We start from the raw sequence: 14,224 nt of genomic DNA, 5'->3' as shown, positions 1-14,224 counted from the left end.
CGACCGACACCGGACAAGACGACCACCACCCGACCGACACCGGACAAGACGACCACCACCCGACCGACACCGGACAAGCCGACCACCACCCGACCGACACCGGGTCGACCGGCGGTGCTGCGGGGCGGCCGGGTGGCGAGCCCGGTCATGTCGTTCGCCGCGACGCTGGGAAGCGACCCCGGCTCCGGCTGCCGCGCAGTCGGCGTGGGCGGCGGCGCCTCCTGCAAGCTCTGATGCTGGGCTGCGTGCTGGCTCTGCTGCCCGCGACCTGGCTGCACGCCGCTGCCGCGGAGCGGGTGCGCGGACCGGGCGAGCTGCCGCGGACACAGGTCGCGGTCGTCTTCGGCGCGGGCCTGTGGGGCGGCGAGCCCTCCCCGTATCTGGCGCATCGGCTGGACGCGGCGGCCGGGCTGTACCGCGAGGGCCGCGTGGAGGTGGTGCTCGTCACCGGCGACAACAGCCGGGAGGAGTACGACGAGCCGGACGCCATGCGCAGATATCTGACGGCGCGCGGCGTTCCGGACCGCCGCATCGTGAGCGACTACGCGGGCTTCGACACCTGGGACTCCTGCGTGCGCGCCCGGAAGATCTTCGGCGTGGACCGGGCGGTGCTGATCAGCCAGGGCTTCCACATACGCAGGGCGGTGGCGCTCTGCCGGGACGCGGGCGTGGATGCGTACGGCCTGGGGGTGGCCGAGCCGCACGACGCGACCTGGTACTACGGCGGGATCAGAGAGCTGCTGGCCTCCGGCAAGGCCGCGGCGGACGCGCTCCTCGAACCGGACCCGCAGTTCCTGGGCCCGCGCGAGGACGGGATAGCGCGGGCGCTGGCCTCCCACCGCTGAGGACCGACCCATGCGGGTACGGCCGTCCGTCGCGCCGGGACGGCACCTCACCGTCGCCCGCTGCCCGCGCTGAGGCGCGCGTACCTGGCATGTAACCCGGCCGCACCGTGCCGCGTAACACGCCGGACGCACGCTGGAGCGCATGCACAAGACCACGGCATCGCCCACTCCGACGCACTGCCCGTACTGCGCGCTGCAATGCGGGATGGGGCTGGCGCGGGACCCCGGCAGGGACGGGGGTCTGGCCGTGGTGGAGCGGGAGTTCCCGGTGAACCGGGGCGCGCTGTGCGGCAAGGGCCGTACGGCGACCGAGGTGCTGTCCTCCCGGGTGCGCCTGACCGAGCCGCTGATCCGGACCCACGCCACCGGCAGGCTCGAACCGGCCACCTGGGAGGAGGCGCTCGACCGGATCGCGGCGGGCCTCGCCCGGACGCGCGCGGAGCACGGGCCGGACGCGGTCGGGGTGTTCGGCGGGGGCGGGCTGACGAACGAGAAGGCGTACGGGCTCGGGAAGTTCGCGCGGGTCGTGCTGGGCACGTCGCAGATCGACTACAACGGCAGGTTCTGCATGTCGTCGGCGGCGGCCGCGCACCAGCGGGCGTTCGGGCTCGACCGGGGGCTGCCGTTCCCGCTGGAGGACATCCCGCGGACCGGCTGTGTGATCCTGGTCGGCTCGAACCTCGCCGAGACGATGCCGCCCGCGCTCCGCTACCTGACCGAACTGCGGGAGAACGGCGGCAAGTTGATCGTCGTCGACCCGCGCCGCACGCGCACGGCGGAGCAGGCTGACCTGCATCTGGCGCCGCGTCCGGGCACGGACCTGGCGCTGGCGCTCGGGCTGCTGCACGTGGTGGTGGCTCAGGGGCTTACGGACGAGGAGTTCATCCGGGAGCGGACGAGCGGCTGGGAGGAGGCGCGGGCCGGGGCGATGGCGCACTGGCCGGAGCTGGTGGAGCGGATCACCGGGGTGTCGGTGCCCGAACTGCGGGAGGCGGTACGGCTGTTCTGCGCGCCGGAGCACGCGATGGTGCTGACCGCGCGCGGCCCCGAGCAGCAGGCGAAGGGCACGGACACGGTGGGCGCCTGGATCAACCTGGTGCTCGCGACGGGCCGGGCGGGCCGCCCGCTCTCCGGGTACGGGTGCCTGACGGGGCAGGGGAACGGGCAGGGGGGACGCGAACACGGCCAGAAGGCTGACCAGTTGCCGGGGTACCGGAAGCTGACCGACCCGGCGGCGCGGGCGCACGTGGCCGAGGTGTGGGGCGTGGACCCGGACGCGCTGCCGGGCCCGGGCCGGAGTGCGTACGAGCTGCTCGACGCGCTCGGCGGGGACGTGAAGTCGCTGCTGCTGATGGGATCGAACCCGGTGGTGTCGGCGCCGCGGGCCGCGCATATCGAGGGGCGGCTGCGTTCCCTGGACTTCCTGGCGGTGGCGGACGTGGTGCTGTCGGAGACGGCGGAGCTGGCGGACGTGGTGCTTCCGGTGACGCAGTGGGCGGAGGAGACCGGGACGACGACGAACCTGGAGGGCCGGGTACTGCTCCGCCGCCGGGCGATCACGCCGCCGGAAGGGGTGCGTACGGACCTGTTCGTGCTGCACGAACTCGCGGCGCGGCTCGGCGTGGAGAAGGGGTTCCCGACGGATCCGGAGGAGGTCTTCGACGAGCTGCGCCGGGCCTCGGCGGGCGGGCCCGCGGACTATTCGGGGATCACGTACGAGCGCCTCGCGGCGGAGGACGGCGTGTTCTGGCCGTGCCCGGCGACCGAACTGACCGAACCGTCCGAACCGCTCGAACTGCCGGACGTACGGGGGAAGTTGCCGGTCTCGGCCGACGCGGGGACGGCGCGTCCGGGTGCCGTCGGCCCCGATACCGCGCACCCGGATACCGCCCACCCGGGGACGCCTCGCCTGTTCCTGGACCGGTTCGCGACGGAGGACGGGCGGGCCCGGTTCGTGCCGGTGGCGCACCGGGCGGCGGCGGAGGAGCCGGACGCCGAGTATCCGGTGCTGCTGACGACGGGGCGGGTGGTGGCGCAGTACCAGTCGGGGGCGCAGACCCGGCGGGTGGCCGAGCTGAACGCCGCCGTGCCCGGCCCGTTCGTGGAGCTGCACCCGCAGCTCGCCGCGCGGATCGGGGTGGCGGACGGCGAGGCGGTGCGGGTCGTGTCCCGCCGGGGCGAGGCGACGGCGCCGGCCAGGGTGACCCGTACGATCCGGCCGGACACGGTGTTCATGCCCTTCCACTGGCCGGGCGAGGGGCGGGCCAACTCGCTCACGAACCCGGCGCTCGACCCGGTGTCGCGCATGCCGGAGTTCAAGGTCTGCGCGGTCCGCCTGGAACGAACGCCTCCGGAGACGGCGGCGGGCTGACCGGAACCAGGGGGGGCTGGGCGCTCTCGGCTCGGCGCGCTCGGCTAGGCGCTCTCGGCCCGCCAGTCCCCCGTCGAGAGCGGGCGGGCGTGGGCGCGCAGGCGGGCGCGTACGGCGGGGGCCGCGACGTAGACCCAGGCTCGGCGGGTGGCGCCGTCCGGGAGGCGGACGGCGCGGGCGACGCGCTCGTAGTCGTTGTGCGGGTCGCCGGGGCGGTAGTCCTCCAGGCGGTCGAGGTCGGCGAGGAGGGCGTCGTACGACTCGGGGCGGGCGGTGAGGAGTTCGCCGTGCACGGGTCCGGCGCCGGGCTGCTCCACGAGGTACGGGTAGCCGGGGCCCGCGTACAGGACGGCGTCCGGGAGCAGGGCCGGGGTGGCGGCGGCGAGGCGGCCGTGCAGGTGGCGGTCGTGGTTGCACTCCCCGGGGCGGAGCGTGCCGTAGACGAAGAACGGCAAGGCGGAGCCCGAGGCCGACTCCGAGTCCGAGCCCGAGGCCGAGCCCGAGGCCGAGGCCGAGGCCGACCTGGGCAACGGCCCCGGCGCACGCCTCTCGTGGCTCACTTGCCCGTCTCCGCCCGCACCCAGCGGAGGTAGTCGGCGCTGCCGCGGACGACCGGGGTGGCGATGATCTCCGGGGTGTCGTAGTCGTGCGCGTCGGTGAGCCAGCGCTCCAGGGCCGGGTAGCCGTCGGCGGTGGTCTTGAGCAGCACCTGCCACTCCTGGTCGGTGGTGACGGCGCCCTCCCAGCGGTAGACCGACGTGACCGGCCCCGACACCTGTGCGCAGGCCGCGTGCCGGGCCTCGACGGCGCCCGCGGCGAGGGCCTGCGCCTTGGCGACGGAGTCGGTCGTCGTCAGCACCGTGAGCACGGTGTCGACGGGAAGGTCGGGGGTCTCGGGGAGCTGCTCCATGCCTGTACTGCCTCCGTGTCGGCGGATACGGAGGGACGCCGTCCGCGACGCCCCCGCACCAGTCTCCCCGACCGGACGGCCCCGGACGGCCCCGGACCACCCCGGACCGAGCGCCGGCCCGAACCCCGTACCGCGCCAGGACCGAGCCCCGGACCACCCCCAGGGCCGAACCCCCGACCGGCCACCCGCCCGCCCGCCTCAACTCCCGTACGGCCGGACCTCCTTGGCGTCGCGCAGGGCGTGGCCCCACCAGGTCAGCTGGTCGAGCAGGACCTTCGCGGCGGCGTCGGGGCCTGCGGGGTCGAGGTGGTTGCCCTCGTCGTCGAAGTGGCCCTGCGCGCCGTGGAAGGAGACGGTGTCCCGCACCGTCACGGCGTGCAACTCGGCGAAGACGAGCCGCAGTTGCTCGACCGCCCGCAGCCCGCCGGAGATCCCGCCGTACGAGACGAAGGCGACGGGCTTGGCCTCCCACTCGGCGCGGTGCCGGTCGATGAGGTTCTTCAGTCCGGCCGGGAAGGAGTGGTTGTACTCGGGGGTGACGACGACGAACGCGTCGGCGGCGTCGATCTGTCCGGCGACCCGCGCGAGGCGTTCCCGTACGGCGGGTTCGTGGTGGGGCGAGAAGGCGGTGGGCAGGTCGGCCTCGGCGACGTCGACGACGTCCACGGTCAGATCCTCCCGGCCGCGCACGTGGGCGAGGAGCCAGTCGGCGATGACGGGGCCGAAACGGCCGTGCCGGTCGGAGCCGAGGATCACGGCCACGCGCAGCGGGGCGGCGGCCTTCTGGGTACGGGCATCGGTGGTGGGCGCGGAATGCGTCGCTGTAGTCATGCGGAACAGCCTGATAGTTAAACCATTGTTGAGGTCAAGCCGCTCCGTCCAGCATCCTTGTCGTATGCCTCAACTCGCCTGGAACGCCAAGGAAGCCACCGTCGGAGAGCTCGCCGAGCGCAGCGGGGTCGCGCCGTCCGCGCTCCGGTTCTACGAGCGGGAAGGCCTGATCAGCAGCCGCCGCACCTCGGGCAACCAGCGCCGCTACAGCCGGGACACCCTGCGCAGGGTCGCGTTCATCCGCACCTCGCAGCGGCTCGGCATTCCGCTCGCCAGGATCCGCGAGGTGCTCGCGCTGCTGCCGGAGGACCGCACGCCGACGCGGGAGGACTGGGCGCGGATCTCGGAGTGCTGGCGCTCCGACCTGGACGAGCGCATCTGCACCCTGCAGCGGCTGCGCGACAACCTGACGGACTGCATCGGCTGCGGCTGTCTCTCCCTGGACCGGTGCCGGCTGTCCAACCCGGACGACGCCCTCGCCGACCACGGCCCGGGCCCGCGCCGCCTCCTGGAGGACCCGGTTCCGACGGGGACCGCCACCGAGCGCTGAGCCACGGCGGGCGAGCGGGCCGGTCACCCGTTCACAGCCCTCACCCCCCGACTTCGGTCACGCGCCCCGAGCCTCTCGCCGCACGGCCATGACCTGCTGGAACGCGGCGACCGCCCGGCACAACGGGCCCCCGGGGCGGGGGAACCGGGCGCTCACCGGCAGGCGTGCCGGGCCGAGTGCGCCTTTCCTCGTAACAAGGGCGCGACCGACGCAGCGGCACATGGGGGTGCCGCGGGCCGCGTTCTCTCGGAGGACTTGAGATGCGCACCGCCATCCGCCCGCTGACCGCTGCCGCGCTCGTCGTCGCCGCCTCCGCATGCCTCTCCGCGGGTCCCGCGCAAGCGGTCCCCAGACCCGCCGGCCCCCCGACCACGACCGTCGCAGCCCCCCACTCGGCCCGCGCCGCCGCTCCCGCCTCCGCCCCCGCCGTCGAAAGGACCCGTACCGCCCTCGCCGTCGAAGGGACCCGTACCGCCCCCGCCCTCGCCGCCGAGAGGGCCCGCGCCGCCCGCGTCCTCCCGGAGGACAGCGATCCGCCGGACACCCGGCTCGACCTCTACCCCGCCACGGTCGTGCCGGGCTCCAAGGTCACCGTGCACACGCTCGCCTGCGGGGTCCGCTCGCGGGCCGCCGGGGACGCGAGCGCGGTCGGCGCGGGGATGTTCAAGCTGGCGGTCGGCACGCACGACGAGGTCGTCGTCGGCAGCTTCGTCGTGCCGTCGTCGGCGTCGCCCGGCACGTACGCGATCCGGGCGCGGTGCGCCGACGGCAAGGAGGTGTCGGGCGATCTGCTGGTGAGCCTGACGGCGCCGACTGAGCCGGTGAACCCGAAGGGACATGTGAAGACGGGGGTCGGCGGCGCGCTCGGGCCCGACCCCGTGCAGACCGCGGCGGGTGTGGCGGCCCTGGCCGTCGCCGCCGCGGGCGGTACCTGGCTCCTGCATCGCCGGGCGAGAGGCGACGGGATCTGACCGGACAACCTCCGCTGTCCACCGGTACCGCCGCCCCGGCCCCCTTCGAGTCCGCCTCCGCACGCGGCTCGGAGGGGGACGCGGGGCACGTACGACCGCGTACGAGCGGGTACGACCGCGTACGACCACCCCAGGGGGCCCACCGTGCCGAACCGTGAACCCGGGACCCGCAGCAACGGGACCCGCAGCAACGGAACCCGTAAGCCGCTCCGTGCCGCGATAGCCGCCGTCTCCGCCTTCGCCCTGTGCTCCGGCGTGTGGCTGCTGCAGAACGGCAGCGCCACGCACGCGCCGCCGCAGCCGTCCGCCGCCGAGGCCGCCGCCTCCTCCGCGGGCCCGGACCCGCGCGCCACCGAGGCTGCGCCCGCGCTGCCCGCCGCGCCGCCCACCCGCATACGCATCCCCTCGCTCCGCGTCGACGCCCCGCTGATGGGCCTGCGCCTGACCCGCGAGGGCAGCCTCGACGTGCCGCCCGCGGAGAACCGCAACCTGGCCGGCTGGTACGAGGCGGGCACCACGCCGGGCGAGCGCGGCACGTCGGTCGTCGCCGGGCACGTCGACAACGCGGAGGGGCCCGCCGTGTTCTACGCGCTCGGTGCGCTCCGCAAGGGCCAGACCGTCGAGGTGGACCGGGACGACGGCAGGACGGCGGTGTTCACGGTCGACGCGGTGGAGGTGTACGACAGCCGGGACTTCCCGGACGACAAGGTGTACGGCGCCGCCGCGCGCCCCGAGCTGCGGGTCATCACCTGCGGCGGCGGCTGGTCGAAGAACAGCGGCTACCTCGGCAACGTGGTCGTCTTCGCCCACCTGACGGACACCCGCGCGTGACCGCGTGACTCACCCGAGCCACTGGTCGTACGCCAGCTTCCCGACCAGCGTGACCACGACGACCACGAGCACGCCGCGGACGAACCCGCTGCCCTTCTTCAGTGCCATGCGCGCGCCGACCATGCCGCCGACGAGGTTGAACACGGCCATTCCGGCGGCCAGTTGCCACATCACGGTGCCCTGGTAGGTGAACATCGCGAGGGCGCCGAAGTTGGTGCAGACGTTGACGATCTTCGCGGTGGCGGAGGCGTGCACGAGGTCCATGTGCAGGACGGCGGTCAGCGCGATCACCAGGAACGTGCCGGTGCCGGGCCCGAACAGCCCGTCGTAGAAGCCGAGTCCGAGGCCCGCGAGGACGATCGCGGCGAGCACCCGCTGCCGGGTCGGCGGGCCCGCGGTCGCGCCGGTGCCGAAGGCGGGGCGCAGCATCACGAAGGCGAGCACGCCGAGCAGCACGACCATGATCATGGGCCGCAGCACGTCGGCGCTGATCCCGGCCGCGAAGAACGCCCCGGTCATCGACCCGGCGAGGGCCCCGAGCCCGATCTTCACGGCGGTGCCGACCTCGACCGGGGTCTTCCTGATGTACGTGACGGCCGCGGCGGAGGTGCCGACGATCGCGACGGCCTTGTTGGTGCCGTAGACGTAGGTCGGGTGCACCTGCGGTACGCCGATGAGGAGCGCGGGCAGCAGGAGCAGTCCGCCGCCGCCCACCACGGCGTCGACCCAGCCCGCAGCGGCCGCGGCGAGGCAGAGGACCACGACCGTGGTCAGGGATATGTCGGGCATGATCACGACAGTAACCGGAGGGCCTCGCCCTCCCGGGCCCGCCCCTGGCTCAGGGTGCCGCCCGGGTGGCTCAGGGTGCTACCCGGTGGCTCAGGGTGCCGCCCGGGGTTCCGTCACCGGCGCGGGCAGCCGGTCCGGTGCGGGCGGGGCCGCCGGGTCGACGGTGACCGCGAGCAGCGTCGCGGCGAGCGCGCTCGCCGAGGCGAGGCCGACGGCGAGGTTCCGCCGGGCCTGCCGGGTGACTTCCCGTACGGGAACGGGCTTGCGGTGCCGGGCCATGGGCGTACGCCCCTCCAGAGATCTCAAGAGCTGTCAGTACGTGAAGTTCTCGGCGTGGATGCGCTCCTCGGGCACCCCGGCCCGGACCAGCGCCGTGGTCGCCGCGCTCGCCATGCCGGGCGGGCCGCACAAGTACACGTCGTGGGCGGCGAGTTCCGGCACCAGGTTGGCGAGGGCCTGCGGGGCGAGGGGGTCGAAGGACGCGTCGGACGGGCCGAGCAGGAAGTGCAGGTGGGCGCCGCGGGCGGCGGCGATGGCCTCCAACTCGGCCCGCAGCACGAGCTGTTCGGCGTTCCCCGCGCGGTAGAGGAGCGTCAGGTCGCCCGGCGCGCAGGGCAGCGTCTCGAACAGGGCCCGCATGGGCGTGATGCCGACGCCCCCGGCGAGCAGCAGCACCTTGCGCCGGCTGCGGCGGTGCGCGGTGAGCGCGCCGAACGGGCCGGTGGCGAGGACGCGGGTGCCGGGCCGCAGGCGGCGGATGCGGCGCGTGTGGGTGCCGATGGCCTTGACGGTGATGCGTACGACGTCGTCGCGGACCGGCGCCGACAGGGAGAACGGCAGCGCCGTGTGCCAGAGCCTGCGCTGCAGGAACCGCCAGCGGAGGAACTGCCCGGGTTCCGCGCGGAGTTCGTCGAGCCCGATGCCCTGCATGACGACGGAGACCACGCCGGGTCCCTCCACCCGCACCTCCCGCACCCGCAGGCTGTGCCGCAGCGCCTGGCGTACGGGGACGACGAGCCGGTACCAGACGAGCAGCACCGCGACCGTGGCGTGCAGGAGCGACCAGAACCAGCCGGCGAGGGCGCTGCCCGCGAGGTCGGGCCCGGCGAGCTGGTGCGCGAACGCCAGCCCGGCGCCGACGTACGTGAGCAGGTGCAGGGCACGCCAGGTCTCGTGCGGGACGCGGCGGCGTACCGCGCGGGCCGAGCTGACGCCGACGGCGCCGAACAGGGCGGTGCCGACCGCGGCGGCCGCGAGGCCGGGGTAGCCGAGCAGGTCGACGGCGGCGCTGAGCAGGTCGGCCCCGGTGTGGGCGGCGTACCCGCACAGGGCGAGCAGGGTGTGGGCGGCGCACAGGCCGAGGACCCAGCGCCCGCCGAGCGCGTGCCGTCGGGCGAGGCGGTCGGCGCCGACGCCGTGCTCCACCGCGGGGACGCGGGCCATCAGGAAGAGCATGACGAGCACCCCGTACGCGGCGAGCAGCCCGGTGAGGTGGGCGCCGGTGGCGAAGAGGGCGTCGAGCCTCGCGGAGTACTGGGCCTGCGCCGCCCAGAGCGCGGTGACGGCGGCGCCGCCGAGGACGAGGGCGGTCCGCAGGGCTCGGGGGTCGACCCTGAGCGGCCGGACCGGTTCGGGCACGGCGGCAGCGGCGGCGGCTGCGCGGGCGGCAGGGGCAGAAGCTCTCACGCCCTCGAACCTAGGCCCTGGAAACCGGGGAAAACACCAGGTCAGACCCCTTACGCCGATCCTTAAGGTTCCCTTGAGAACCCCCTCACGGCCGGTTAAGCCAGGCGCCCTCACACCGCCCGTCGGCCGGGGCGAGGGACCCTCACAACTGCCGCCCGCCCCCGCTGAGCGCAGCGTTCCGCGCGGGAAACAGAAGGGATGCGGACGGGTAACACCGGGCCCGCACGCTGCTCGGCATGGGTTCACAGATCGTGGTGATCGGCGCGGGCACGGCGGGCGTGCGGCTCGCGCAGCAGCTCGCCCAGGCCTCGGCCGCGGGCGGCACACCTCCTGCCGTCACCCTGCTCGGCGACGAGCGGCACGCCCCGTACAACCGTGTGCTGCTCGCCGAGGTGCTGGCCGGGCGGTACGGGCCGGAGGTGGTCACGCTGCCCTCGCCGGTGCCGGTGCGCCGGGGCCGGGTGGAGCGGATCGACCGGGCGGGCCGCTGCGTGCACCTCGCGGACGGCGGCCGGATCGCGTACGACAAGCTGGTCCTCGCGACCGGCTCGAACCCGGTGCTGCCCCCGCTGCGCGGGCTGTTCCCCGAACTCCCCGAGGGCGTGCACGCGTTCCGCACCATGGACGACTGCCTCGCCCTCTCCCAGGCCGTGCGGGAAGGCAGCCGGGCCGTCGTCATCGGCGGCGGGCTGCTCGGCGTCTCCGCGGCCCGCGCGCTCGCCGAACGCGGCGCGCAGGTCGTCCTCGCCCAGCAGGGCGAACGGCTCATGGAGCGCCAACTCGACGCCACCGCGAGCGACTTGGTGCGGCGGCACCTGACCGGCACCCTGGGCGTCGAGGTGCACACCGAGTGCCGGGTGCGCGGTCTGACCGTGGAGTGCGGCGCCGTCACGGGCGTCACGCTCGCCGACGGGTACGCGCTCGACGCCGACCTCGTCGTCCTCGCCTGCGGCGTGCGGCCCCGCGTGGGCCTCGCGCAGGAGGCCGGGCTCGACGTGCGGCGCGGCGTCGTCGTCGACGACGAGCTGCGCACCAGCGACCCACACATCCACGCCATCGGCGACTGCGCCGAGCACGACGGCCGGGTGTACGGCCTCGCCGCCCCGGCCATCGAACAGGCCGACGCGCTCGCCGAGTCGCTGACCCGGGCCGGGAGCGCCCCGTACACCGGCACCCGCGCCCTCACCCGCCTCACCCTGAACGGCGCCGGCCCCCTGGACCTCGCCACGTTCGGCGAGTCCGACCCGCTGCCCGGCGACGACGTGGTCCGCCTCGCCGACGCCACCCGCGGCACCTACCGCCAGGTCGTCGTCCGCGACGACCGGCTGGTCGGCGGCGTACTCCTCGGCGAGCTCGGCACCGTCGGCGCGCTCGCCCGCGCCTGGGAGGCGGCCGAGCCGCTGCCCGAGGCGCCCCTGCTCCATCTGCTCACCCCTGACGGAGGCTCCTGATGTCCACAGCAACCCCCCGCACGATCGTGCTCGTCGGCCACGGCATGGTCGGCCAGCGGTTCCTGGAGGCGCTTGCCGAGCACGGGGTCGCCGGGCGCGACCGGGTGGTCGTCCTGTGCGAGGAGCCCCGCCCCGCCTACGACCGGGTGCAGCTGACCTCGTACTTCGCGGGCCGCACGCCTGCCGAACTCTCCCTGTCGGACGAGGAGTTCCTCGCGAAGTACGGCATCGAGCTGCACCTAGGCGACCCGGCGGAGACGATCGACCGGGAGCGCGGCACCGTCACGGCCCGCTCGGGTCTGACGGTCGCGTACGACACGCTGGTCCTCGCCACCGGCTCGTACCCGTTCGTGCCGCCGGTGCCGGGCAAGGACGCCACGGGCTGTTTCGTGTACCGCACGATCGAGGACCTCCTGGCGATCGAGGAGTACGCGAAGAACGCCACGAACGGCGCCGTCGTCGGCGGCGGGCTGCTCGGCCTGGAGGCGGCGGGCGCGCTCAAGGGCCTCGGCCTGGCCACCGACATCGTGGAGTTCGCGCCGCGCCTCATGCCCGTCCAGGTCGACGAGGGCGGCGGCGCCGCGCTGCACCGCACGATCACCGACATGGGCCTGACCGTGCACACCGGCGTCGGCACGCAGGAGATCGTCACCGGCGAGGACGGCTCCGTGCGGGCCATGCTGCTGTCCGACGGCTCCGAACTGCCCACGGACATGGTCGTGTTCAGCGCCGGCGTCCGCCCCCGCGACCAGCTCGCCCGCGACTGCGGCCTGGAGGTCGGCGAGCGCGGCGGCATCGCGGTCGACGAGCAGTGCCGTACCAGCGACCCGAAGGTCTTCGCGATCGGCGAGTGCGCGCTCGCCTCCGACGGCCGGGTCTACGGCCTTGTCGCGCCCGGCTACGAGATGGCGCAGGTCGCCGCGGCGGCGATCGCCTCAGCGGACACGGGGAGCGGCTTCACGGGCGCCGACATGTCGACCAAGCTGAAGCTGCTCGGCGTGGACGTGGCGTCGTTCGGCGACGCGCACGGCACCACCGAGGGCTGCCTGGACGTGGTGTACGCGGACTCCCGCTCCGGCACGTACAAGAAGCTGGTCATCGGCGCGGGCGGCGAACTCCTCGGCGGCGTCCTCGTCGGCGACGCGGAGGCGTACGGCACGCTCCGCCCCCTCACCGGCACGGTGCCGCCGATCGCGCCCGAGCAGCTGGTCCTCCCGGCCGGAGCGGGCGCGCCCGTGGCCCTCGGCCCGGCGGCGCTGCCCGACGAGGCCGTCGTCTGCTCCTGCCACAACGTCACCAAGGGCGCCATCCGCGGAGCGGTCACCGAGCACTCCTGCACGACCGTGCCGGAGGTCAAGAAGTGCACCAAGGCCGGTACGGGCTGCGGGAGTTGCGTCAAGGTCCTCGGCCAGCTCGTCACCGCCGAGCTGGAGGCGGGCGGCGTCGAGGTCGACAAGGGCCTGTGCGGCTGCTTCGCCCAGACCCGCCAGGAGCTGTACGAGATCGTCCTGGCCCTGCGCCTCACCTCGTACCAGGAACTCCTGGACGCGCACGGCCGCGAGGAGGCGCGGGGCGGGGACGGCTGCGAGATCTGCAAGCCGACCGTCGGCTCGATCATCGCCTCCCTCGCCCCCACGCTCGGCGCGGACGGCTACGTCCTCGACGGCGAGCAGGCCGCCCTCCAGGACACCAACGACCACTTCCTCGCCAACCTGCAGAAGAACGGCTCGTACTCGATCGTGCCGCGCATCCCCGGCGGCGAGATCACCCCGGAGAAGCTCATCGTGATCGGCGAGGTCGCCCGCGACTTCGGCCTCTACACGAAGATCACCGGCGGCCAGCGCATCGACATGTTCGGCGCGAGGGTCGAACAACTCCCGCTGATCTGGGCAAAGTTGGTGGACGCGGGCTTCGAGTCCGGCCACGCGTACGGAAAGTCCCTGCGCACGGTGAAGTCCTGCGTCGGCTCGACCTGGTGCCGCTACGGCGTGCAGGACAGCGTCCGCATGGCCATCGACCTGGAGCTGCGCTACCGCGGCCTGCGCTCCCCGCACAAGCTCAAGTCGGCGGTCTCCGGCTGCGCCCGCGAGTGCGCGGAGGCCCAGTCGAAGGACTTCGGCGTCATCGCCACGTCCAACGGCTGGAACCTGTACGTCGGCGGCAACGGCGGCGCGACCCCGCGCCACGCGGACCTCCTCGCCCAGGACCTGGACGACGACCAGCTGATCCGCCTGATCGACCGCTTCCTGATGTTCTACATCCGCACCGCCGACCGCCTGGAGCGCACGTCGACCTGGCTGGAGCGGATCGAGGGCGGCCTCGACCACGTACGCGAGGTGGTCGTCGAGGACTCCCTCGGCATCTGCGCCGACCTGGAGCAGCTCATGGCCGACCACGTCGCCGGCTACCGCGACGAGTGGGCGTCCACGCTCGACGACCCGGAGCGCCTCGCCCGCTTCGTGTCGTTCGTCAACGCCCCCGACGTCCCCGACCCGACGGTGCAGTTCGTACCGGAACGCGACCAGATCAAGCCGGACCTGCCGCTGCTCACCCTCAACCCGACGCGCACCCTCGAAGGGACTGCCACGCGATGACGACGCTGACGCTCGACACGACTGCCCTGGTCCAGCTGGAGGTCGACGGCGACTGGCTGCCGCTCTGCGACCCGAACCGCGTGACCCCCGGCCGCGGCGTGGCCGTGCTCCTCCCCGACGGCAGCCAGGCGGCGATCTTCCAGGACCGCGCGGGCCGCTGGTACGCGATCGACAACCGCGACCCGTTCACGGGCGCGGCGGTCCTCTCCCGCGGCCTGCTGGGATCTCATGGCGGATCGGCGTTCGTCGCCTCCCCCCTCCTGAAGCAGCGCTTCGACCTGACGACCGGGCGGTGCCTGGACGACGAGGAGGTCTCGGTACGGGCTTATGCGGTGCGGATCGCTACAACATGAGAATTTCGCGGTGAGTGTGTTGCCGCTCACCCTCCGTGGCTA

Annotated in this window: 13 protein-coding genes and 1 pseudogene; 8 read left to right on the top strand and 6 right to left on the bottom strand. The window is 74.1% G+C overall.

What is annotated here, in order from left to right; all coding sequences use genetic code 11:
• Positions 1-233 precede the first annotated feature (233 nt).
• Together ACIDOF_RS16285 and ACIDOF_RS16280 are read left to right on the top strand one after the other, a co-directional pair.
• On the top strand, positions 234-845 hold the full coding sequence (locus ACIDOF_RS16285; RefSeq protein ID WP_409006748.1) for a vancomycin high temperature exclusion protein: 612 nt from the start codon (positions 234-236) through the stop codon (positions 843-845).
• Between the two features lie 142 nt (positions 846-987).
• Positions 988-3,216: a molybdopterin oxidoreductase family protein gene (locus tag ACIDOF_RS16280; protein ID WP_409006583.1), complete on the top strand. Its 2,229-nt coding sequence runs from the start codon at positions 988-990 to the stop codon at positions 3,214-3,216.
• A gap of 44 nt (positions 3,217-3,260) precedes the next feature.
• Here ACIDOF_RS16280 and ACIDOF_RS16275 read toward each other — a convergent pair whose 3' ends face one another.
• From ACIDOF_RS16275 to ACIDOF_RS16265, 3 genes are all read right to left on the bottom strand, one after another.
• On the bottom strand, positions 3,261-3,671 hold the full coding sequence (locus tag ACIDOF_RS16275) for a gamma-glutamylcyclotransferase family protein (RefSeq protein ID WP_409006747.1): 411 nt from the start codon (positions 3,669-3,671) through the stop codon (positions 3,261-3,263).
• A gap of 101 nt (positions 3,672-3,772) precedes the next feature.
• Positions 3,773-4,126: a divalent-cation tolerance protein CutA gene (gene cutA, locus ACIDOF_RS16270; RefSeq protein WP_409006582.1), complete on the bottom strand. Its 354-nt coding sequence runs from the start codon at positions 4,124-4,126 to the stop codon at positions 3,773-3,775.
• Between the two features lie 198 nt (positions 4,127-4,324).
• A complete protein-coding gene (locus ACIDOF_RS16265) occupies positions 4,325-4,957 on the bottom strand; it encodes an NADPH-dependent FMN reductase (protein ID WP_409006581.1) in 633 nt (210 codons plus the stop codon).
• A gap of 64 nt (positions 4,958-5,021) precedes the next feature.
• On the opposite strand from ACIDOF_RS16265, the gene soxR reads away from it, so the two are divergent.
• From soxR to ACIDOF_RS16250, 3 genes and pseudogenes are all read left to right on the top strand, one after another.
• A complete protein-coding gene (gene soxR / locus ACIDOF_RS16260; protein WP_409006580.1) occupies positions 5,022-5,507 on the top strand; it encodes a redox-sensitive transcriptional activator SoxR in 486 nt (161 codons plus the stop codon).
• A gap of 440 nt (positions 5,508-5,947) precedes the next feature.
• Positions 5,948-6,478: pseudogene (locus ACIDOF_RS16255) on the top strand (hypothetical protein); the annotation flags it as partial.
• A gap of 219 nt (positions 6,479-6,697) precedes the next feature.
• Positions 6,698-7,309 (top strand): class F sortase, encoded by a 612-nt coding sequence (locus ACIDOF_RS16250; protein WP_409006746.1) that lies wholly within the window; start codon positions 6,698-6,700, stop codon positions 7,307-7,309.
• Between the two features lie 9 nt (positions 7,310-7,318).
• Here ACIDOF_RS16250 and ACIDOF_RS16245 read toward each other — a convergent pair whose 3' ends face one another.
• The 3 genes from ACIDOF_RS16245 to ACIDOF_RS16235 all read right to left on the bottom strand — a co-directional run bounded on the left by ACIDOF_RS16245 (position 7,319) and on the right by ACIDOF_RS16235 (position 9,784).
• Positions 7,319-8,098: a sulfite exporter TauE/SafE family protein gene (locus tag ACIDOF_RS16245; protein WP_409006579.1), complete on the bottom strand. Its 780-nt coding sequence runs from the start codon at positions 8,096-8,098 to the stop codon at positions 7,319-7,321.
• 90 nt (positions 8,099-8,188) lie between these two features.
• Positions 8,189-8,404, bottom strand: coding sequence for a hypothetical protein (locus ACIDOF_RS16240; RefSeq protein WP_409006578.1), 216 nt, complete (start codon positions 8,402-8,404; stop codon positions 8,189-8,191).
• 6 nt (positions 8,405-8,410) lie between these two features.
• Positions 8,411-9,784 carry a ferric reductase-like transmembrane domain-containing protein gene (locus ACIDOF_RS16235; RefSeq protein WP_409006577.1) on the bottom strand — a complete coding sequence of 458 codons (1,374 nt, stop codon included), beginning with the start codon at positions 9,782-9,784 and terminating at the stop codon, positions 8,411-8,413.
• A 236-nt stretch (positions 9,785-10,020) separates the two neighbouring features.
• Here ACIDOF_RS16235 and ACIDOF_RS16230 point away from each other — a divergent pair, with 236 nt between their 5' ends.
• The 3 genes from ACIDOF_RS16230 to nirD are packed head-to-tail and all read left to right on the top strand — an operon-like array spanning position 10,021 to position 14,182.
• Positions 10,021-11,235 carry an NAD(P)/FAD-dependent oxidoreductase gene (locus ACIDOF_RS16230; RefSeq protein WP_409006576.1) on the top strand — a complete coding sequence of 405 codons (1,215 nt, stop codon included), beginning with the start codon at positions 10,021-10,023 and terminating at the stop codon, positions 11,233-11,235.
• A complete protein-coding gene (gene nirB / locus ACIDOF_RS16225; RefSeq protein WP_409006575.1) occupies positions 11,235-13,829 on the top strand; it encodes a nitrite reductase large subunit NirB in 2,595 nt (864 codons plus the stop codon). The genes ACIDOF_RS16230 and nirB overlap by 1 nt, the downstream gene beginning before the upstream one ends.
• Positions 13,826-14,182 (top strand): nitrite reductase small subunit NirD, encoded by a 357-nt coding sequence (gene nirD, locus ACIDOF_RS16220; protein WP_409006574.1) that lies wholly within the window; start codon positions 13,826-13,828, stop codon positions 14,180-14,182. Before nirB ends, nirD begins: the two co-directional genes overlap by 4 nt.
• Positions 14,183-14,224 lie beyond the last annotated feature (42 nt).

Source organism: Streptomyces sp. Da 82-17, assembly GCF_046098215.1.
In the GTDB taxonomy this organism is placed as follows: Bacteria; Actinomycetota; Actinomycetes; order Streptomycetales; family Streptomycetaceae; genus Streptomyces.
The sequence above is the reverse complement of the archived record's forward strand: the minus strand, read 5'-3'. Positions and strand labels throughout refer to the sequence as shown.